Origin of the sequence: Candidatus Jettenia sp. AMX1, assembly GCF_030263775.1 — a bacterium.
Classification (GTDB): domain Bacteria; phylum Planctomycetota; class Brocadiia; order Brocadiales; family Brocadiaceae; genus Jettenia; species Jettenia caeni.
The window spans coordinates 58932-79544 of the sequence record NZ_SZPP01000003.1 but is presented as its reverse complement, the minus strand read 5'-3'; the positions used below and the strand labels follow the sequence as shown (position 1 = coordinate 79544).

The window sequence follows — 20613 nt, the reverse complement described above, 5'->3', positions numbered from 1 at the left end:
AAACCTTAAAAAAGTTTGGGAAAAGGGTTTTCCGTTGATAACCTGGAACAGATGCGTAAGTTTTACGTATTTTATTCGGCTGGTGCTTTAATTTCCGAGATGCTGTCTTGGAAATTAAAGCAAAGTATTTATTCAATATACCCTTGGTGGTTTAAACATAGTGATCTCAAAACAAAATGTCATATAGCATAACGGAAGGTTTAATTTAAGAAGCCAATAATTTCTGGGTTACTAAATTCATGAAAATTAAGAAAACTGAAATCTTGATAATATATGAAAAAACTATAGAAGGTGATAGCATAGCAGTGCGCGGGCTCTTCATCTATAGAAATAGACCTGAATTGATAGGCATAGGGGGATTAGATGCTAAAGGATATTAAATTGCTAACAGAATTGTATTTACATTCCCAGGGGAAATTACCAGAAGACAAGTCATGGAATGAATTTCACGATACGCTAATTCATGAAGCGTCTAAAGAAAGTATCGGTCTCCTTGCAGATGCAAATCCAAAAGACAAATCCAAATACGCCTTGTTTGTTAATGTTGATACTAAGAAGAAGATGTGGGAAGTCAAAGATTATATCGAAATAGGTGCTGTAAATAACTGGGCAAACCATTTATTCTGGCAAGGATCAGGTGGAGCACAGAGCGACAAGATAAGGAATACACCTCACAAAATTTATTCAAAGAAAGTCGACTTTTCTACGGATAATTTTATTACCCCACTTGAAACTATAATAAAAGATTATTGTCAGACACAGGAAGGTAAAGGAAAGGAAAAAACAGCAAAAGAAACTGGCCCTTTATTTTATAATAAAGACAAACAAGACGAAAGAAAATGGCTTGAAAACGTAGTTTTCATTTTAAAAAATAACAAAGAAGAAATAGATAAACAGGTGAAAGGAAATGAAAAAGACCGTAGAAAATTTCCGTCGGTAAAACCTGGAGAATCAGCTTTTGTAGGTTTAACTATTGACGAGAAACATCTTGCAGAGTATGAATTATTTCGTCGATACTTATTATTTGTTAAAACAAGAGCGGCAATTCAGAAAGGTGCTGATAGGTTTAAACACAAAGTTGCAGTTGATGTAATTAAAGAATTAGTTGGTATTTGCCCTTCATGCCAAAGAGAAAAGCCACTTTTAGACCAGTGGCAAAGTGCTTCGGAACTATCTTTTTATCAGACTACCAATGAAAATCATCTTTCGTATGCTTTTCCTGATTCAGCGTTTAAACTATGTCAAGGTTGTGCGGATTTATTGTTTATATTTAAGCAACATCTTCTTGAAGCTTTGACTCGTAAATTAGGTGGGAATGAGTGTCTTGTTTTACCTTCTATAAAGCTAATTCCTCCAGATCAAAATGGAAAAAAAAGATTGTATGAAAATCTTAAAAGATTATGGGGTTCACCTGCTAAAGAAGTGGCATCTACAGAAGAAAGACTATTATATAGGCTCGGTCAATTGCCATCCTATGCTACCATAACCTTTATTTTTGGAGATTACATTACAGTTGGCAAGTCGCAAAATGTGAGGAGATTGGATGAATTAAATATTGTATTCCCCGATGTCCTACCAAGTAGACTTTCTCAAATTTCCAATACAATCCAAAATAATAAACAACTATCTGAGATGTGGTCTTTAACAGGAAGAAACTGGCAGTGCACGTGGAATGTCCAAGATGATTTTTATTTACTCTACCAATTGTTTTATCCCTCATGGGAAGAAAATAAAAAGGATAAGAGTAGAAGAAGACCTGAAGTAGAACGATATTTGAGAGCGATATTTTATGGGCATGAAATTACTCATGCAGACATTGCGAATGATTGTTATAGCAATTTAATTTTTGCTATAAAAACAACACGTAATGCCCAAAAGGAAGATATCAAAGCTCAGTACGCGAGAGATAACTATGTTGGAAATATTCTGTCTTTACTTGTTTTCCTAAAACAATTGAAAGAAACTAGCAAACTAGAAAAGGAGGTGAGAGGTATGCCAGAAAAAGAAAAAATAGGCTTTTCGTTTATTGCAATGCCAGATTTAGGCAAGTTTGTCGAAATACACCCTTTGTTAAAGGACAGTCAATATCTCGCTCCCTTTTTCGTAGGATGTTTGTTTTCGTATGCAGAAAACCTGCAGAAAGGCAATAGCAGACTGGCCGCATATAACTGGCTTGGGACTATGTCTTTGACTTATGAGGATATTTTGCAGGATATATACCCAAAAGTGTTGAACTACATTACAAACAAAGAAAAGATCGTATCTAGCCCAAGACTTCAAGAACTTATGAAGGCTATCTCTTATTATGATAAAGGAAAATGTGACAGCAACAGAGTTGCCCTTGTGTCTTTTTGCCATGGTTGGGCTGTTGGCCGTGATTTTATCTATAAAAAGAAAGAGGAATCAAAAACAATAAATCAAGAAGGAGGAACAAGTAATGGCTGATATGCTTTTAACCAACAGACATGAATCTTTGTTTTTATGGGATGTTCGCAAGAGTAATCCCAATGGTGATCCAAGCGGGAACGAACCGCGCATAGACAGGCATACCAAAAAGTGCGATGTAACAGATGTATGTATTAAAAGGACAGTTCGTGACTACATAGGGCAAACAAAAGGGAAAGATTCTTTGCTTATAACTCGTTTAGGTGAAGATATCCCACAGATTGTAACACTTACTGAACGTATATCAGCTTTTCTTTTTGGTTCTGACGAAAAGAAAGAAAAAACATTCAAAGTGGTTGAAGATTCTACAAAAAAAGCTTTAAAAGATATTACAGAAAAGCATCAAGGTATGGAACAAGAAAAATTAAAAGCTCAAAAGGATGAACAAAAAAAAGAAATAGAAAAAGAAGAAAAAATATTAAAGAAAAGGTTAGAAGTATTTGAAGAATTTAAAACTAATAAATCTGCTGAAAAGTTAAAAACCCTCATAGATGAAAAAGAAAGTTGGCCGAATATCATAAACGATTTACGTAAATATATGTGTCAATGTTTCTGCGACCTTAAAATGTTTGGCAGTGTATTAGCAATAAAGAGCAAAACACCATTAGCTGACCTTGGTGGGCCTTTGACAGGCCCTATACAAATTGAAGTAGGAACTTCTTTGCACAAGGTTGTACAGTCTAATAAACAAATAACCAGTATTATGGCACCGGACAAAAAACCAGCGGAAGAAGGCGAGGAAGCAGAGCATGGCGGTGGACTTTTTGGTGACACTCATTGTATTGAATACGGCCTTTTTGCTACAAGTGCCATAGCGAATGAAAATACAGCAAAGTTTACAGGATTGCATAATGATGACCATAACTTGTTTCTAAAAGCGTTATGGCGTGGCACTCGTGATAGGCATACTCGTAGCAAAAATCAAGTACCAAGGTTGTTGATAGATATCGAATATAATAAGCCCTTTCACTTTGGAGACCTTGTAAACAGCATTAAACTAATGCCTGTTAAAAGAGACGGAAAGAATATTGAAGAAGAAGCTTACAGAAGCATAGAAGATTTTACGTTAGATTTATCAAAGTTTTACGAAACAGTTAAGTCCAAAACGGATGCAATAAAATCGATTAAATTTGCATCCAATGGGCTTATTACACTTGAAGAGTTTAAGGAAGGACTCGATAACAGTTTAAAAAATAAAGTATGCGAACTTTCAAATATTGATTTTGACTGTTCAAAGGAAATCAAAGCAGAAGAATTCTCCGATACTGCAAAGAAGGCAATAGAAGGAATTAAAGGTATTAGTTATTGTGAACCAAACAAAACAATAACCATTACGACGGATTTAGCAGACGATATTTTTAAGAGAATTATTGATAATCCTGTGTTGAGAGATTACAAAGACGGCTTACAAAAGGCATATAACGAACTCAAAGGAACTTAATTATGAAAGTTTTATCTTTCATGATGCATGGTAGATTTTCCCATTTCTGCGCTCCTTATACAAATGTGTATCGCTTGACTCAACCGTGTCCAACAAAGACTGCAATAATGGGATTTGTAGGTTCGGTTTTGGGTATTGAAAAAGACGATTTTAGTCTTTATCAGAAAATTCAATGTGGCGTAGAAATATCTAGTGAATATCACACAACATCCATACCATATTTGACAAGGCAAGGATTTCCCGGAAGTGCTGCAAATAAAAAGTCTTCGAGAACGTCAGTGGAGGTTATTGTTAAACCTAGTTATCGGGTATATATTGCCGAAGAAAATATAAAAGAAGATTCTATTCTTTCAAATATTCAAAAACTTATAAAACAACAAGAGCCTGTATTTACACCATATCTCGGACTTGCACAATTTATAGCCAGTACAGATTTCCAGATTTCTGAAGTTGTCGAAGGGAAATTAGTTAAAAACATGGATACCGATGTGAATGGCGCTTTTATACGTGGATTTCATGGAGAGTTGGATTTCGACAAAATAAATACGTTATCCAAAGAAGAAAATAAACTGCGGATAACTGAATTTGAAGGTTTAAAAGGTATTAAATCACCGAGGGATTTTGAACATGCTGTCTTTACAGTAAATCTAGATGGCGGGGCTGTGCCTCTTAAAAATGTTAAGAATATTTTAAACATACCAGCTTGGAATAAATATGTGCCTATTTTCTGACATAAAGTCCCATCCCGATTTGCCTCTAGAAAAGCATTTGGCACAGGTTGCGGAGATTGCCATTGAACTCCTTGAAGGTAAGCATGTAGAGTTTCAATCTCTTGGTCTTACTAAAGAGCATCTAAAAGCACTTGTTAAGAGGGCGTCTCTATTTCATGATTTGGGCAAAGCAACAAGTTATTTTCAAATGCGGTTGACAACCGGTAAAAAAGGACCTAATGGAGAACATTGGCATACTGGTTTATCTGCCATCCTTGCCTATGAACCTCTTTTAACTTACTGTAAAGAAAATAACCTGAATGAAATCATAGCCTTGTCGCCTTTATTAGCTATTTTGTATCATCATTCTGAATTATCGAAGGGTTTACCAAATGACCCAGTAATAGAAGATCGCTTAAAAGCCTTCAAAAAAGAGATTCTTAATCTACCAATTTTGGGAAAAGCCGGAATGGATGTCGAAATAAATTCGATTAAACCAATTGAGGTTGACTGTGGCATTGAGAATCTTTTCTCTGACTTATCACTATTTTCGAATGATCAGAAAATTGAATTTCGTTTATTGACTCTATTTATCTATTCTTTACTATTGGAAGCAGACAAGGCATATCTTGCTGTTAAAGACAAAGAACTCTATCAAAGAAAAGTTATACCCATTGATACAGATATAATTGATGCATATAAGGCAAAGGAATTTAAAAATAAAAAGGCAAATATAAATGCAGATCGAGAAAAGGCGTATAATGAAGTAATGACAGAACTGGAAAGTCTTGATTTAATTAATCATCTATATTCTCTAACCTTACCAACCGGTATGGGAAAAACCTTATTGGCTGCCTCATGGGCGATAAAACTCAGGAATAAAATACAGAATAATTTAGGTTTTGTTCCTCAGATTATTATTGCCTTGCCATTTCTTTCAATTATTGACCAATCAGCAAAAGAATATGAAAAATTTCTTGGAAATCCTAACGAGGAAGTCTTTTTAAAGACCCATTCTCTCTCATCTTTTGAGTTCAATGGATACGAACCTAATACTGCTGAGTTTTTTGTGAATATTTGGAAATCACAAATAATAATGACAACTTTTGACCAGCTGTTGTACACCTTTCTAAGTTTTAAGCCAAAACACCTCATGCGCTTTCATAATCTTCTCAACAGCATTATTATTATGGATGAAATCCAAGCCCTGCCGCCTCATCTTTGGCATCCATTTTCCACTTTTATTAAATATATTACAAATGTAGGCAAAAGCTATCTTCTCGTCATGTCTGCAACTCAACCAAGATTTTTAGATAATGCAGAAGAACTCGTTCCGACTATCAGGAAAGTTACTAAAGAAAAGGGACCGGAAAGATATTTTGAAAAACTGTCACGCTATAAGCTTCTGTTGAATCATAAAGATACGCTTGCTTTAGATGATTTTATATTGAAGATGCGGGATAAACTTTCCAAAATAGAAGAAGAAAAAATTATGATAGTTCTTAATACAAGAGATTCTGCAAAAAAAGTATATGAAAAACTTAAAAGTATTGCTAAGAATAGAGAAACCTATTTTCTTTCCTCGTATATAATTCCAGCAGAAAGATTAAACAGGATTGAAAAAATTAAAAATTCAAAAGGGGCGTTAGTTATATCTACCCAATGTATTGAAGCTGGTATAGATATTGATATGGATTATGTTATCAGAGATTTTGGGCCATTGGATTCAATTATTCAGGTAGCTGGACGATGTAATAGAGAAGGAGAAAAGGAAACGAAGACTGTAAAGGTAATACGGCTATATGATCCAGATATAGCTAATAACTTTTGTCCAACTGGCGAATTCAATGCAATAGTTTATGATAGGCTTTCTCTTGACGCAACAATGGGCATTTTAAATAAATTTGGAAGTACAGAGGTTATGGAAAATGAGGTTTTTGATTTAGCATCTCAATATTTCATTGAGCTTAAGCGGAAGGATTTAGGCAAAAACAAAACAGAATGTTTGATAGATTTCTCTCATAATTATCTTAGAAACGGGAAGCAGCGTAGTTTTGATATTAGGACAGAATTGAGGGGGAAGCTAAAGCAATATAACATAATAGTAGAAAAACATGCCCCAGGATTAAGAAACGAAATAGAGCAAATATTCAAAGAAGATATGGATAGATGGGAACGCAGAAGAAAACTAAAAGGACTTTCCAATAAGATTGCAATGAATTCCATATCTGTAAATGCTTATAATTTTAATCCGGACGATATCGCAGAAAAAGGAAAAGGTAATTTCTATTTTTTAAAGTCGGCGTATTATGATGATGAAATTGGTTTTAACTATCAACCACCTTCGGGTACTGTCATCGTATGATTCATAATATCATAACAAACAATTTACTTAAGGAAGTATTAAGTTGTACTGCTTCTTTATACTTTGATAAACCTGAAGCCACATCAGACTTCCAATCTAAAGACTTACGTGGAGCTATTGCAGGATTATATCCAAATGAAATACTGCTTCATCAACACAGTGAAGATGGTACAGTTAAATACAGTTATCCCTTCGTCCAATATAAAAATGTTCATAGAACTTGTATGTTAGTAGGAATAGAAAACGGTGCAAAACTTATCTCGAATCTTAATTTGGTGGGTGAAACAATCGAACTATCTTGTGAAAAATACAGGGTTCTTAAAAAAGATATATCGCTTCAAGAATCACTTTATGGAATAATAAAAACAACTTGTTCTTATTCCTTCCTCACCCCCTGGCTTGCCCTGAACGAAAAAAATTACGAACAATACCAGAAACTTGAAGGCTGGACAAAGAAAAAGGAATTTTTGGAGAAGATATTAATTGGCAATATCATCTCCATGTCAAAAGGGCTTGGCTATACCGTACCAGAACCCATTAAAGTAAGTATCATCAAACTCAGAGAAGTTCAAACATCCCTCAAAGGCACTCCCATGCTCGGCTTTCTCGGTACATTCTCCGTCAATTTCGAAATCCCTGATTACTGGGGCATCGGGAAGTCAGTATCGAGGGGATTTGGGACGGTGGTAAGCACAGTGTCGGTGAGAAGCATTAAAAAGAGTTGAGGAGTTAGCCAGTAAGAGCGAGATATTGCTAAAATGAAAATTTTGAGGTTCCATTTTGACACCTTAAATAGAATCGTTTTATTTATTTCTTGTTAAAAGGAAAATAAACATGATAAAAATTGAAAATATCCCAAAACAATTCAATAAAAAAACATTACAAGAAAAACTTAAGAACATTTGTGAAAAAAATGACGTAATTCTGCTGGCTTTGTTTGGTTCATTTGTAAGAGGGGAACAAAAAAAGAAAAGTGATATCGATATACTCATAAAATTTGATGAATCAAAGGAAAAGAGCTTGCTTGATTTGATACATATTGAAAACGAACTCAAAAAAATATTTAGAAGAAAGGTCGATCTGTTAACACAAGAAAGTATTAGCCCTTATTTAAGGAATGAGATTACAAGCTCAATGAAAGTAATCTATGAAAAGAGATGAAATTTACTTAAAGCACATAATTGATGCCATTAATAATATAGAAGTTTTTATTGACAAAATGGGAAAAGATGAGTTTATGAAGAATAAGCTCGTACAAAGTGCAACTATCAGACAACTTGAGATAATTGGCGAAGCAGTTAAGAATGTATCTTCTCACTTGAGAAAATCATATAGTGATATATCCTGGAAAGATATCGCAGATCTAAGAGACAAATTGATCCATGAATATTTTGGGGTGGATATTCAGCTAGTCTGGATAATATGTGTGAGGGATATTCCGACACTCAAAAAAGATGTTGTAAAAATTATTCATGATCTAGAAAAAAATGAATGACGGGGTTTCTAACTATAGAATCGCTTTTTCCGCGAAACGGTGTTAGTGAACAGTATCGGTGTCAGTGGAAAGTGTCAGAAAGGGTTAAGGAGTTTGAGAGTTTAAAGAGCTGTGGAGTGAAAAAAGAGGAAATATTTATATATGATACAAAGAGACTATGAGATAGCGAAAGAATTAAAAGAGAGACTGTCTAAAGTTATCCAATTAATTGATTTCAGAGTCTTTGGTTCTCGGGCAAGAGGAAATGCCGACGAATATTCTGACATGGATGATCAATTAAAAAAAATAATCCGTAACATTGTATGGGAAGTTGGATTTGAAAATTCAATATATATTTCTCCGCTTATTTTTACACGCTATGAGATAGAAGATTCCCCGCTAAGGGCATCCCCCATAGTGAGAGGCATTAACGAAGAAGGAATTAGAATATGACAGATAAAGAGGCTCTCTCTGTGTATCGGTTTAAGCAGGCTGAAGAGACACTCTCTGAAGCGGAAAGGATGGTACGCGAGAATTTTAGTCCCGGATCTATTATAAACAGAGCTTACTACTCCCTATTTTATTCGGTTTTGGCACTCTTTCTGAAAGCCGATATCAATGTCAAAACCTCTAAGCATAGTGGAATTATTTCTGTATTTGATAAGGAATTTGTTAAAACAGGAAAGATTGATAAGCGTTACTCAAAAATCTTTCATGATGCTTTTGACGATGACAAGAGGGAGATTATAAAGAACTGATTGAAATTCCATTTGAAAAAACGACAGAACATGTTAGGCTGGCAAGAGAATTTTTAACCGCTATCAAGGATTCTATCAAATAATATATCAGATCATACCATGCAGCTTGTAATTAACTCATATGGTTCATACCTACAGAAAAACGGAGATTGCTTCAAGGTCAAGAAGGATGAACAGGTCTTTGAGGTCTCCGTAAAAAAAGTAGACAGCATTATGATCACAACGGCTGCCTATATTACCACCGATGCCATCAAGCTTGCTATGGATAACAATATTGATATTATCTTTCTGGATGAATTCGGAGATCCCTTTGGCAGGGTATGGCACAGCAAGCTGGGCAGTACAACCCTTATCCGCCGCAGACAATTAGAGATTGCCAGTACCAGAGAAGGGGTAAATCTGGCATTGGAATGGATTAAGAAGAAGTTCGATAACCAGATCGACCTTTTAACGAGGCTTCGCGAGAGCCGCTCTACCAAATCGGCAGAAATAACCTCATATATTGAGAAATTACGTACGAGCAGAAATAGCCTGGACTCAGTTGTTTCACAGGACAACAATACTATCGGGATGGAAGAGATACGAAGCTCCGTTATGGGGATAGAGGGCAGTGGAGGACGTGCCTACTTCGAGGCGATTAGTTTTATCATGCCAGACCGGTATAAATTTGAAGGACGAAGCCGCAACCCTGCAAAGGATGAGTTTAATACCTTGCTGAACTATACCTATGGTATCCTGTATTCTAAAGTAGAAAAAGCTTGCATTATTGCAGGCCTGGATCCCTACGTGGGGGTTATCCATACTGATCACTATAATAAGAAATCCCTTGTCTTTGATTTAATTGAAAATTTCCGTATCTGGGCAGATGAAACAATAATAAAACTTTTTGCGGGGAGAGACGTTAAACAGGAACACTTTGACAAACTCCAAAATGGGTTTACTCTCAATAAAGAAGGCAAGGCACTCCTTATCAGTGCATTCAATACATTCCTCGACGAGTCCATTCGCTACAGCGGCAGGAATATCAGACGAGGGGATATTATACAGTTTGAATGTCATAGGATAGCGAATGGGTTGATAAAGTAACACGGATGATCCCGTTATCCGTGGACCGTAGTCCGTGGATTATTGCAAAAATATTTAATGCAAAGGAGGGCATCGTGAGGATTGAAGAAATGGATGTTTTTAGATTATCGCATAATTTAACCCTGAAGATATATAATCAAACAAAAGGGTATCCTCCAGATGAGAGATTTGGCCTGGTGTCACAGATGAGAAGAGCGGCTTCATCAGTACCAATGAACCTTATGGAGGGTAGCCATCGGAACAATAGAAAAGAATACAGGCAGTTTGTAGGTATTGCCAAAGGTTCAGCAGCGGAGTTAAAATACCAATTATTATTATCAAACGACCTTGGTTATCTTAACAAAGACATTTTCCAAGAACTTTTTCAGATTACACAGCGGGTTTTGCAAATGCTTGAGAAGTTAAATAGTTCACTAAGATCAGAAAAACGGACATCGGACAACGGTAACCGGACTACGAAAGTATAATATAATATGGAAAACCTTGTCTGGGTCATATACGATATAGTAAACGATAAGCCGAGAAATAAAATTGCCAAGGCATGTAAAGATAAAGGACTTTACAGGGTGCAGAAATCAGCATTCTTAGGAACACTCAATAAAAATCAGATTGATGAATTAAAAATCATGTGTGATGACATCATCGATCCTGAAGTAGATTCTGTCTATATCTTTCCCATGTGTGAGGATGATTTTAAAAAAGTCAAACTTCTTGGACAGGCATTTGATAAGAAATTAGTATCATCGGAATTGCTGGAGAAATTCTTTTAAAAGACGTGCACCGTAGTCCGTAATCCGTTGGCCGTAACGATTATGGTTCACGGGTCACGGCTATCGGAACACGGACTACATTACCTATGGACACCGAATCGACCTTAATGATAACGCCCTCGGAGGTAATTGAACATCTCTACTGCCCAAGGTTTACCTATTTTATGAACTGCTTGAATATTCCACAGCATGAAGAGTTGCGGTATAAGGTTCTTAAGGGTAGGAAAATACATGAACGGAAGGAGCGGGAAAACCAGGATTATTTGAGAAAGAAGATTGGTTGTACCTCAAAGGCAGTTTCAGTATATCTTGCTTCTCCCAGGATAAGGGTGCGAGGAATAGTAGACGAGGTACTGGAATTATCTGATGGAACGATGGCACCTTTGGACTATAAATATACTGAGTTTTCAGAATACACGTATAAGACACACAAATTCCAATCGGTCATGTATGCCATGCTCATTGAAGAGATTTATAAAAAGCCTGTAAAAAAGGGGTTTATCTGTTATGTGAAGGATGGTGCAAGTTTAAAAGAGATAAGTTATGAACCATCCGATTTTGAAGATGCAAAAGCTTTACTTTCTGAAATATTTGATGTAATATCAAAAGGATATTATCCCAAAAAAACTAAGTTCTCAAATCGATGTATAGACTGTTGTTACAGAAATATTTGTGTTTAAGGTGCTGTTTGACATAAAGCTTTAGAGAAGAATATGTTATTTCAGTAAATAGGATGTAAAACATGAAATTTTTTAACGAAAACAGGTTTAATTTTAAGGTAAAAAATTACATTTTGACAAGGAGTAATTTTTATGTAAGTGTCGTAATAAATAAAGATAGCATAGAAATGCGCTTGAGAGGTAATTCCATTAAAACAAGGATTGAAACGTCTCCACTTGCTAGTTTCTCCGCCATCGTGGACAAACTTGAGAGGTAATTCCATTAAAACAAGGATTGAAACTCTGTGAATATCTGCTTAGCTTGATTGAGTGTCTGCTTGAGAGGTAATTCCATTAAAACAAGGATTGAAACATTTCAAGTAACTTGTCAGCCTCTTCTTGGGTGGCCTTGAGAGGTAATTCCATTAAAACAAGGATTGAAACCTAAGAGAAACACACCCTCCCTACTTAAACGAGGGTCTTGAGAGGTAATTCCATTAAAACAAGGATTGAAACCAAGTGAGCCACATTGTTGAAACCGGGATACAGGTCTTGAGAGGTAATTCCATTAAAACAAGGATTGAAACAGAATATACGAGAAGTAATTCCTGCAGCTACAATCCTTGAGAGGTAATTCCATTAAAACAAGGATTGAAACCCTTTATAATTTTTACCTTACCAGGGGAAATCGAGGCTTGAGAGGTAATTCCATTAAAACAAGGATTGAAACACTAGCCATTCTGGCACTTGTACTCCATTTAAGGACTTGAGAGGTAATTCCATTAAAACAAGGATTGAAACTTGTCTTAAAAAATTTGAATAGTCAGCTTTGGAATCCTTGAGAGGTAATTCCATTAAAACAAGGATTGAAACCTTTTTTGTATTCAATCACCCCTAAAACATTTACCGCTTGAGAGGTAATTCCATTAAAACAAGGATTGAAACATCATCTGTTATGTATTCGACTTGTTCAACCTCGCGGCTTGAGAGGTAATTCCATTAAAACAAGGATTGAAACATTACCGATACAGTTCCATCGCCATTATTCGCCGTCTTGAGAGGTAATTCCATTAAAACAAGGATTGAAACATACCTGAGATCCAGAACGGATCCGTCAGCCCCGTCTTGAGAGGTAATTCCATTAAAACAAGGATTGAAACACAAACACAGGGACAAACACCCATGCGCAAATCGACCTTGAGAGGTAATTCCATTAAAACAAGGATTGAAACAAACTCTAAACTCGAAAATAACTGCTTGATAAGAATTTTCCAGATAAAAAATTTCGGAAAGGGAAAGATATGCCTGGTAATAATTCTTCTGAAGTTTTTGCTACCAGAAGACTGGACCGTCTTGTATAGGAGATTTTTGAGGTGACAGAGCTACATCCTATCTCAGTTATGCCTTGATGTCTTGAACAGGGACTATTTGCTATACATGGTATCATCCTCACGTGTTTTCTGCCATTCCACTGTTTCACATTTGTTATTCCCGAATGCTTCCCCGTCCCCCATTTCCCTTTCTACCTATAGCACCCAAGAGATGAACCTGAACAGATGTGGCGAAAGTTGATCTTTGGTTGTATGCAAATGTATGAAATATACAGAATCCTTAGATTATACAAATCCAAAACCGGTTTCCCGGCCAGCGCACACTTATCGCACTTGCATGGGTATTACTATTTAACCATTATGTGTGTAGGAAGAGCAAATCTATACCCATGCAACAATGGTAAATTACCCTGTAAATTTTAAGAATTGTGTGTATAATATTGAGTCTATAGTATTTCTTTTTACATTAACTTTTTATTGTGAAACCCTATGCTATTACAAATCATATTGTTTTTTATAGGTCTTGCCGGGCTCTATTTTGGAGCTGAATGGCTCGTGAAAGGGGCGTCCAGATTTGCCCGTTCTTTCAATATCCGACCAATAGTTATAGGACTTACCATAGTGGCCTTCGGTACTTCAACCCCGGAACTTGTTACCAGTATAATGGCTGGTATTAACCATCTAAACGATATTGCTATAGGGAATATCGTCGGAAGTAATATTGCAAATATTGGCTTAATATTAGGATTGACAGCCATCGTTCAGCCTCTTAAAGTTGATATGAAACTCATCAGCCGGGAAATGCCAATTGTCATCGGCATTTCTTTACTCTTATATTTTATGGGATGGGATAGTGTCCTGAGCCGTCGGGAAGGGATCATACTTATGGCAGGTATTCTTGCATATACCGTTTATGTCTATCGTGCCGCCCTGAGAGAATCAAAATCCGTAGAAAAGGAATTTCTGGAATATGAAGAATCTATCGGAGCAACAAGCGATAATTTAAAAAAAGATATCGTATGGATTATAGTTGGTCTTGGGGCGCTTATTGGGGGTGCATACCTGCTGGTTCATTCAGCAGTATACATCGCCAGGGTTGTAGGAATTAGTGAGCTGGTTATAGGACTCACCATCATTGCTGTAGGCACCTCCCTGCCAGAGCTGGCTACGTCGATGGTCGCTACAATCCGTAAGGAATCCGATATCAGTGTAGGTAATGTATTGGGCAGCAATATCTTTAATATCCTTGCAATCCTTGGTATTGCTTCAATAATTCAACCATTACAAATCAATACTGCTTCTCTCCGCATCGATATGCCGGTCATGCTACTGTTTGGTATAGTCCTTGTGCCTATAATTACCTGGAAATTCATGATCACCCGGATACAGGGATTTCTCTTATTGACTGGGTATAGTATTTACATACTATGGTTGTTCAAATAATCTTGTAAAGGCGGAAGTGAAGCGTGTCAGGAAAAGAATCACAACTACAGACACAAACACTTCTCACTGGCATTTTTATTATGTATACTTATTTATGAAATCCAATCCCACCTTTGCGACCCTTTCTGGCTTTATTGCTGTCATGCATCGATGATCTTTCGGACATACCTTGCGATGGCAGGCAAGGCAATCCACATCGGCTCTGATAACTTGTCCTATCTCTGCCGGAGAATCTGTATACCGTGGATCGTTTGGCCCCATCAGGGTTACCACAGGCCTTTTGAAGGCAACAGCGATATGGCGAGGGCCGGAATCAACGGTTATCAACAAGGCACATCTTTTTATGATCGCTTTAAGGACATCCAGAGACTTAATCTCGTTTCCCAGATTTATCAATTTTGATTTTGCTGCATGCTCAATATCCCTGGCTAATTTTATTTCTTGCGGTGCACAGACAATGGCTATATTGCAGTCCGATTGTTTCTTTATGAGATCTGCCGTTTCGGCAAATCCCTCCGGTGTCCAGCATTTTGAAGAACCATATGCCGCACCCGGATTTAACAAGATAAGGGGAAGATCATTCTTAAGTTTGAACTTCTCACATATTTCATCCACACGATGCTGGCATTCCTGGCTCAGAAACAATTCCAATTCTTTTGAGCGTACCTTACAACCAATCTCTGTACACAGATGCAGGTAATAGTCCGCCATATAGGTTGGACAAAAATGCCCATTCTCATAAAGCCTGCCTAACGTGTCGGTTAATAGCCATGAGCGCGCATCTCGTTTATAACCGATACGCCGTTTCACACCAGCAAGCCAAAACATGAGTGCGGAGCTGAAAGAATTCGGAAACAAAAAGCCAAGGTCGTACTTTTTGGCTCTTAGTTCTTTTATAAAAGAAATATACTGCATACCCTTAAGGTGTTGTTCTTTTGAGTCTAAAGGAATTACGGCATCAAACCAGGGAGCGCCTTCAATAAGCCTTTGTACATAAGATTTCAGAATAATCGTTATTTTTGCCTGAGGAAAATTTTCCCGAATACACCGGAAGGCAGGGGTTGCCATAACAACATCACCTACCCAGTTGGGAGAACGGATAATAATATTATTTACTTTGGTAGGTTTTATCAACAGAACTCGTAGTAATAATTCAATTCCTGGATATTTTATATTGGTTTTGTAACGCTCAGATTTTACAATAATACCCTATCCATTGTCAAGGTAAGCGATTGATAATTATACATTCTTATGCTTTTTCTATTGACAGGGATTTCTTTTACTCCTCATAATAATATAAGATATTTGTTCTTCGTGAGCAATTCTGCAATGAAAGACGATGAACCAATATGGAACAGAAAAGAATCTATCAGAAAACCACACACATATATGCCACTTTACGAAATTATATCACTCATAGGTTTTATCCTTGGAACCATCCTGCACATAGTGCTCTCCATCCTCATTGTACAACGAAAGCAGAAGACGAGAAGCGAGCTTATATTTCTCTTCCTGGTTATCAGTGTAGCTATGTGGCACTTTGGAAATACCGTCTATCTTTTTAGCTTTCTCTTATTTGGCAAGGACCTTGCTTCTGTTAATCTTGTCTCTGATGCAATTTCTTATATAGGGATTGGTTTTATGCCCAGCCTTCTCTTGCATACGGCAGTCTTGTTTCTTTTCGAGAGCAAGCCTCACATCAGGAAATCTTTGCAGTGGATTATTTTTTTTGGTATTTACCTTCCCGTCATTCCCTTTTCGGTAGTAATAAAAAATTTTATCCTATCAGGAGATATGCATTTAATGACAACTGCAACTCCTTATATAAAGCCCTTCGTTGTATGGCTGATTATCTCGTTGTTTATTGCAGCAAATATCTCAAAATGGCTGGCAAAAGCGGTAGATGAAAAGGAAGAGCAGAAGTTCTACATGGCTATCTTTTGGGTGATAATCGCTATTGCAATATTTATTGGATTTACGGTACTCTTTGAAGGGAATAAAATCCGCTACGCCGGTGATTACCTGGTACTCGTTTCCATGTTGTCCTCAATATTCCCCAGTATTATTTTCTCTTATTATGTGTATCGATACAATTATATGGAATTTGTACTCCGCCGGAGTGTTTTTTATTCATTCCTTACTCTTATCCTGATTTGTCTCTATTATTTTGGGATAAAAAAATTGAGTAAATCGTTGGAGCAATATTATTCGGTAAATGCAAAGATCCTGGAGCCTGTCTTTGTTATCAGTCTTGTATTCTGGTTTCCAACCCTGAAGGAAAGCGTACAAAAATTGTTTAGAAAACTGATATTCCACCGTATTGCAGATAGTGAGTATTTGCTGAATGAATTAAGTCATGTCATTAGTACCGATCCTCTCGTTAATCTCGTAAAACTCCTTGAACATGTAGTTGAATCTATCAAAAAGGCAACAGCTATTAAATCTACAAATCTCCTTCTTTTTAAGAGTGAGCGGATCCAGGTTATTGGCGATAAAAGATACGAACACATTAACCAATCGGATATACAGCATATTGTACAGTTCTTTGCTAATGGTGAATTTGTTGTGCTCAATCGCTATGAGATAAAAGACGCCCTGATTATTAATGAAATGCGGCCAATAGATGCAATTTTCATTTTCCCCATATTTGTAAACCGGAAACTTACGGGTCTTTTAAGTTTAGGACGCGCCAGACGTGGTTTACCCGTTGCATCTGATCATCTGGATCAATTAATGATTATTGCCAATGAAATCGGTTCTGCAGTGGAAAAATCGAAAATCATCGAAGAGAAACTTCATCTGGAAAGGAAGATATATGAGAATGAAAAACTATCCAGCCTTGGACGCCTTTCTACAAGCGTAGCGCATGAAGTCAAAAATCCCCTCAGCTCTATAAAGGCTATTGTTCAGGTCATGCAGGAAGATTTAAAGAAAAACGATCCGTTACAGGAAGACCTAGCGATTATTGTCGATGAAATAGACCGGTTAACTAAGGTCGTCAATCAATTGCTGCAATTTGCAAAACCGGGCAGTGTGATAAAAACCCATGTCAGGATTGGAGAAGTAATAAACTCGACACTGGTTGTACTCAGTAACGAAGCAAAACAAAATAAGATTGTAACACAATGCCAAATCCCCGGCGACCTCCCATCAATCCTTACTGATAGAGGGGCATTGAAGGAGATATTTTTTAACCTCCTTCTTAATGCCATCCAGGCTATGCCTTCCGGAGGGAAGATACAGATACGCGCTGATTATATACCTTACAACCAAATGATCAAGGTAACGATCTCCGACACAGGCCCTGGCATACTGCAAGAGTGCATGCCAAAGATATTTGAACCTTTCTACACGACAAAGCAAACGGGGACGGGACTTGGTCTTTCTATCGTAAAAAAGAAGCTAGAGGATATGGAGGCTACTATTCATGTTGAAAGTAATGAGAATGGAGCATCATTTATTGTAAGTTTTCCCTTAGAAAAATCTATGCAAACACAATCTGCCACAAACGATGCAAATGAATCGCCCTTTTAAAAAAATGATAAAAAGTATTCAATAGGAAACCTATGGTTACGCCGTCAATATTAATTGTAGATGATGAAAAAGCTGCCCGTTACGGAATGAGAAAGATTCTTCAAAAGGATAGTTACACAATATACGAGGCAAAGGATGGCGCCAATGCACTCCACATGATAAAGACATTACAGCCCGCATTGGTGTTTCTGGATATCAATATGCCGCAGGTCGATGGCATGAAGACTTTGGAAATGATCAATGCCATGAGGAATCCTCCCCTTGTAGTTATCGTTACTGCTTATGGTTCTGAAAAACTTGCCGTTGAGGCTATGAAAAATGGCGCATACGATTACATTGCAAAGCCTTATGAGATCGATGAACTCCGGATTATCGTCAAAAATGTTTTCGAGAGACTTGCCTTACAGGAAGAAAATGCCCGGCTCAGATCCGAAATAGATCGATTGGAGGGGATGGGAGAGCTTATCGGTCAAAGCAAACCTATGAAAGATGTCTTTGATAAGATTGAAAAAGTCGGCACAACAGACGTTACCGTACTCATTCAGGGTGAGAGTGGCAGCGGAAAGGAGATTGTTGCCAGAGAAATTTATAAACGCAGTAAGCGCCGGAATGAACCTTTCATTATCATGAATTGCGCTGCAGTGCCAGAAACACTGATCGAAAGCGAACTCTTCGGACATGAAAAGGGCGCATTCACCGGCGCAACAGAAAGGCGCCTGGGGAAGTTTGAATTAGCCAATAAAGGAACGATATTCCTTGATGAGATCGGAGATATGAGTCTTAGTACACAATCAAAACTCTTGCGGGTATTACAGGAACAGAAATTTGAGCGACTCGGTGGTATAGAAACACTCGCTGTTGATGTACGAGTCGTGAGCGCTACTCACCGCGATCTTGAGGAAGAAATTGAGGAAGGCAGGTTTCGGGAAGATCTTTATTATAGAATTAAGGTAGTAAACATAAAACTGCCTCCTTTGAGACACAGAAAAGAAGATATCCCTCTTTTAGTAAACCGATTTATACAATACTTTTCTGAAAAGCACCAAAAGCATATCCTGTCAATTTCTCATGAATCGATGAAATCTTTAGTGTCTTACAATTGGCCTGGAAATGTCCGGCAACTTAAAAATGTGATTGAAAGTTCTGTCGTTCTTTCCGATAGTGAAGTTCTTAACAACGTAGATCTTCCGGAAGAGATACATCATCAGGATACCGCATTAGTATTGAAGAATATTGATTACAGCCTCTCATTCCGTGATGCGAAGAAGATACTTATAGAAAATTTTGAACGCGATTTTATAAAAAAGAAATTAGAAGAATGTAATGGGAATATTAGCCGTGCCGCTGAAGCGCTGGATATGCACCGTCAAAACCTTCAGCAAAAAATACGAGAACTCCAGATAAACAAATAAAAAAGGGGAAAGATGAAATCTTTCCCCTTTTCAATTCACAAAAATACAAAATATCCTTAATTTCCGGGATATTTTTATTTTAAATTTTTTAATGCATTCTCCATTCTGGAAAGTAATATGCTTACTTCGGAAAGAGACATGGTAGGCGAAGTAACTCTCTCACGCAGTAAGGCAAATGCCTTATCCAAATCTTCAGCCGCAGATGAGTCCATAAGCGGAAAATGTGGCTGTTCTGATGTGGATGGAGTTTGTGAAGGCGAAGTTTGTGGGGTAGTGGAAGGTCCTTGCTCTTTAATCTTCGCTAATTCCTGCTCCAAAGCCTCTTTTGCCTTTTGAAGCTCTTCAACATTCTTTTTCTTTTCTGCAAGCTCCTGCTCAGCAAGCTTCTTTGCTTCGTTGCTATAAATGAGCTGATTTTTTAAATCTTCCTGACTCCTCTTCATATCAGCAACCTGCAATTCAGATTTTTCAGCACCCTTTTTACTTTCTTCTTCCAGAGAAGCAATCTGTTGTGTTAACCTGGCTCTCTCTTCCTCTATTGTATTCAGCTTGTTTTGTTGTTCCTGGATCGTATTCTGTAATCCGCTCAACTGCACTCCAACAGCGGCTTTAATGGCGCCAAAAGTGTCCACTTCCTTCTGCAGTTCGGCTACTTTTGTTGTCAGACCTTCTTTTTCTGAGGCACAGGTAACAAATTTCTCCTCAGTTTCTTTCTTTGCAAGTTCAACCTTATCTAAATTTTCCATCAATTCCGGAACTTTTAATACCTCTTTACGCCCGGCGCCAAGCTGCCTTTCAAGGGCATGTACCCGCTCTTTTTGTACTCTGTATTTTTCCGTAACTGATACTGCAAAACCAACACACAGCAATCCGAAAAGACCTACCAATACAACCATAATAGCCTTTGCTTTTGTGCCACAACTAGACATTGGATACCCCCTTTTGGTGTATTTTAATAATGTTCTTTTACCTTGAATCTATGAATATTCAAAAATAATTTTAGCTAAAAATTAGGTAGGCACCATAATAGCAAAAGGTTAATGAAGTTTCAAGTAAAATTGTTGTCCAAATAGAGCTTGATTTTCCGAACGATATCGTAGCATAATACCGGACAGAAAATATCAATGAGTGCTTTTGTTACCGCAGTATAATTTCTTTTCCTTAACAACATTATTTATCGGATAT

The 20613-nt window shown here is 37.2% G+C and carries 18 protein-coding genes and 1 CRISPR repeat array; of the genes, 16 read left to right on the top strand and 2 right to left on the bottom strand.

Translation table 11 applies throughout. The annotated features are described in order from the left end of the window. Positions 1-363 precede the first annotated feature (363 nt). From FBQ94_RS01210 to FBQ94_RS01145, 14 genes are all read left to right on the top strand, one after another. The gene (locus FBQ94_RS01210; protein WP_040543187.1) at positions 364-2445 is read left to right on the top strand and encodes a TM1802 family CRISPR-associated protein; all 2082 of its coding nucleotides are present in this window, start codon (positions 364-366) and stop codon (positions 2443-2445) included. Then, positions 2438-3886, top strand: a complete 1449-nt coding sequence (locus FBQ94_RS01205) for a type I CRISPR-associated protein Cas7 (RefSeq protein WP_007220332.1) — start codon at positions 2438-2440, stop codon at positions 3884-3886. The genes FBQ94_RS01210 and FBQ94_RS01205 overlap by 8 nt, the downstream gene beginning before the upstream one ends. Before the next feature lie 2 nt (positions 3887-3888). After that, positions 3889-4617, top strand: coding sequence for a CRISPR-associated protein Cas5 (gene cas5 / locus FBQ94_RS01200; RefSeq protein WP_083849145.1), 729 nt, complete (start codon positions 3889-3891; stop codon positions 4615-4617). Then, on the top strand, positions 4601-6961 hold the full coding sequence (locus tag FBQ94_RS01195; RefSeq protein ID WP_007220334.1) for a CRISPR-associated helicase/endonuclease Cas3: 2361 nt from the start codon (positions 4601-4603) through the stop codon (positions 6959-6961). The genes cas5 and FBQ94_RS01195 overlap by 17 nt, the downstream gene beginning before the upstream one ends. After that, entirely contained in the window at positions 6958-7686 is a 729-nt protein-coding gene (locus tag FBQ94_RS01190; protein WP_007220335.1) for a CRISPR-associated endonuclease Cas6, read from the top strand. The genes FBQ94_RS01195 and FBQ94_RS01190 overlap by 4 nt, the downstream gene beginning before the upstream one ends. A gap of 109 nt (positions 7687-7795) precedes the next feature. After that, complete coding sequence (gene mntA, locus FBQ94_RS01185; RefSeq protein ID WP_007220336.1) at positions 7796-8122, top strand: type VII toxin-antitoxin system MntA family adenylyltransferase antitoxin; 327 nt, start codon at positions 7796-7798, stop codon at positions 8120-8122. Further along, positions 8109-8456 carry a HepT-like ribonuclease domain-containing protein gene (locus tag FBQ94_RS01180; RefSeq protein WP_007220337.1) on the top strand — a complete coding sequence of 116 codons (348 nt, stop codon included), beginning with the start codon at positions 8109-8111 and terminating at the stop codon, positions 8454-8456. Before mntA ends, FBQ94_RS01180 begins: the two co-directional genes overlap by 14 nt. A 141-nt stretch (positions 8457-8597) precedes the next feature. Then, positions 8598-8888, top strand: coding sequence for a nucleotidyltransferase domain-containing protein (locus tag FBQ94_RS01175; protein ID WP_007220338.1), 291 nt, complete (start codon positions 8598-8600; stop codon positions 8886-8888). Further along, the gene (locus FBQ94_RS01170) at positions 8885-9193 is read left to right on the top strand and encodes a HEPN domain-containing protein (RefSeq protein WP_007220339.1); all 309 of its coding nucleotides are present in this window, start codon (positions 8885-8887) and stop codon (positions 9191-9193) included. Before FBQ94_RS01175 ends, FBQ94_RS01170 begins: the two co-directional genes overlap by 4 nt. A 99-nt stretch (positions 9194-9292) precedes the next feature. Next, entirely contained in the window at positions 9293-10279 is a 987-nt protein-coding gene (cas1, locus tag FBQ94_RS01165; RefSeq protein WP_007220340.1) for a CRISPR-associated endonuclease Cas1, read from the top strand. 5 nt (positions 10280-10284) lie between these two features. Then, the gene (locus FBQ94_RS01160; RefSeq protein WP_007220341.1) at positions 10285-10746 is read left to right on the top strand and encodes a four helix bundle protein; all 462 of its coding nucleotides are present in this window, start codon (positions 10285-10287) and stop codon (positions 10744-10746) included. 6 nt (positions 10747-10752) lie between these two features. Continuing rightward, complete coding sequence (gene cas2, locus FBQ94_RS01155) at positions 10753-11049, top strand: CRISPR-associated endonuclease Cas2 (protein WP_007220342.1); 297 nt, start codon at positions 10753-10755, stop codon at positions 11047-11049. An 86-nt stretch (positions 11050-11135) separates the two neighbouring features. Continuing rightward, positions 11136-11729: a CRISPR-associated protein Cas4 gene (gene cas4 / locus FBQ94_RS01150; protein WP_040543189.1), complete on the top strand. Its 594-nt coding sequence runs from the start codon at positions 11136-11138 to the stop codon at positions 11727-11729. Between the two features lie 172 nt (positions 11730-11901). Then, positions 11902-12940: direct repeats of the CRISPR family, unit length 36 nt; unit sequence CTTGAGAGGTAATTCCATTAAAACAAGGATTGAAAC. A gap of 588 nt (positions 12941-13528) precedes the next feature. Next, complete coding sequence (locus FBQ94_RS01145) at positions 13529-14482, top strand: calcium/sodium antiporter (protein ID WP_007220344.1); 954 nt, start codon at positions 13529-13531, stop codon at positions 14480-14482. A gap of 78 nt (positions 14483-14560) precedes the next feature. Here FBQ94_RS01145 and waaF read toward each other — a convergent pair whose 3' ends face one another. Beyond that, the gene (gene waaF / locus FBQ94_RS01140; protein WP_007220345.1) at positions 14561-15616 is read right to left on the bottom strand and encodes a lipopolysaccharide heptosyltransferase II; all 1056 of its coding nucleotides are present in this window, start codon (positions 15614-15616) and stop codon (positions 14561-14563) included. A 195-nt stretch (positions 15617-15811) separates the two neighbouring features. Here waaF and FBQ94_RS01135 point away from each other — a divergent pair, with 195 nt between their 5' ends. Both FBQ94_RS01135 and FBQ94_RS01130 read left to right on the top strand, forming a co-directional pair. Continuing rightward, on the top strand, positions 15812-18016 hold the full coding sequence (locus tag FBQ94_RS01135; protein WP_040543191.1) for an ATP-binding protein: 2205 nt from the start codon (positions 15812-15814) through the stop codon (positions 18014-18016). Between the two features lie 32 nt (positions 18017-18048). After that, the gene (locus FBQ94_RS01130) at positions 18049-19428 is read left to right on the top strand and encodes a sigma-54-dependent transcriptional regulator (protein ID WP_007220347.1); all 1380 of its coding nucleotides are present in this window, start codon (positions 18049-18051) and stop codon (positions 19426-19428) included. Between the two features lie 74 nt (positions 19429-19502). Here the strand turns inward: FBQ94_RS01130 and FBQ94_RS01125 are convergent, their stop codons facing one another. After that, positions 19503-20357, bottom strand: a complete 855-nt coding sequence (locus tag FBQ94_RS01125; protein ID WP_007220348.1) for a hypothetical protein — start codon at positions 20355-20357, stop codon at positions 19503-19505. Positions 20358-20613 lie beyond the last annotated feature (256 nt).

Bases quoted from the DNA above. Each gene is read 5' to 3' on its own strand.
- FBQ94_RS01160 (WP_007220341.1), top strand. From the start codon at position 10,285: ATGATCCCGTTATCCGTGGACCGTAGTCCGTGGATTATTGCAAAAATA.
- cas1 (WP_007220340.1), top strand. From the start codon at position 9,293: ATGCAGCTTGTAATTAACTCATATGGTTCATACCTACAGAAAAACGGA.
- FBQ94_RS01145 (WP_007220344.1), top strand. From the start codon at position 13,529: ATGCTATTACAAATCATATTGTTTTTTATAGGTCTTGCCGGGCTCTAT.
- FBQ94_RS01135 (WP_040543191.1), top strand. From the start codon at position 15,812: ATGAAAGACGATGAACCAATATGGAACAGAAAAGAATCTATCAGAAAA.
- cas4 (WP_040543189.1), top strand. From the start codon at position 11,136: ATGGACACCGAATCGACCTTAATGATAACGCCCTCGGAGGTAATTGAA.
- FBQ94_RS01190 (WP_007220335.1), top strand. From the start codon at position 6,958: ATGATTCATAATATCATAACAAACAATTTACTTAAGGAAGTATTAAGT.
- FBQ94_RS01180 (WP_007220337.1), top strand. From the start codon at position 8,109: ATGAAAAGAGATGAAATTTACTTAAAGCACATAATTGATGCCATTAAT.
- FBQ94_RS01130 (WP_007220347.1), top strand. From the start codon at position 18,049: ATGGTTACGCCGTCAATATTAATTGTAGATGATGAAAAAGCTGCCCGT.
- FBQ94_RS01125 (WP_007220348.1), bottom strand. From the start codon at position 20,357: ATGTCTAGTTGTGGCACAAAAGCAAAGGCTATTATGGTTGTATTGGTA.
- FBQ94_RS01175 (WP_007220338.1), top strand. From the start codon at position 8,598: ATGATACAAAGAGACTATGAGATAGCGAAAGAATTAAAAGAGAGACTG.
- cas2 (WP_007220342.1), top strand. From the start codon at position 10,753: ATGGAAAACCTTGTCTGGGTCATATACGATATAGTAAACGATAAGCCG.
- cas5 (WP_083849145.1), top strand. From the start codon at position 3,889: ATGAAAGTTTTATCTTTCATGATGCATGGTAGATTTTCCCATTTCTGC.
- mntA (WP_007220336.1), top strand. From the start codon at position 7,796: ATGATAAAAATTGAAAATATCCCAAAACAATTCAATAAAAAAACATTA.
- FBQ94_RS01195 (WP_007220334.1), top strand. From the start codon at position 4,601: ATGTGCCTATTTTCTGACATAAAGTCCCATCCCGATTTGCCTCTAGAA.
- FBQ94_RS01205 (WP_007220332.1), top strand. From the start codon at position 2,438: ATGGCTGATATGCTTTTAACCAACAGACATGAATCTTTGTTTTTATGG.
- FBQ94_RS01170 (WP_007220339.1), top strand. From the start codon at position 8,885: ATGACAGATAAAGAGGCTCTCTCTGTGTATCGGTTTAAGCAGGCTGAA.
- FBQ94_RS01210 (WP_040543187.1), top strand. From the start codon at position 364: ATGCTAAAGGATATTAAATTGCTAACAGAATTGTATTTACATTCCCAG.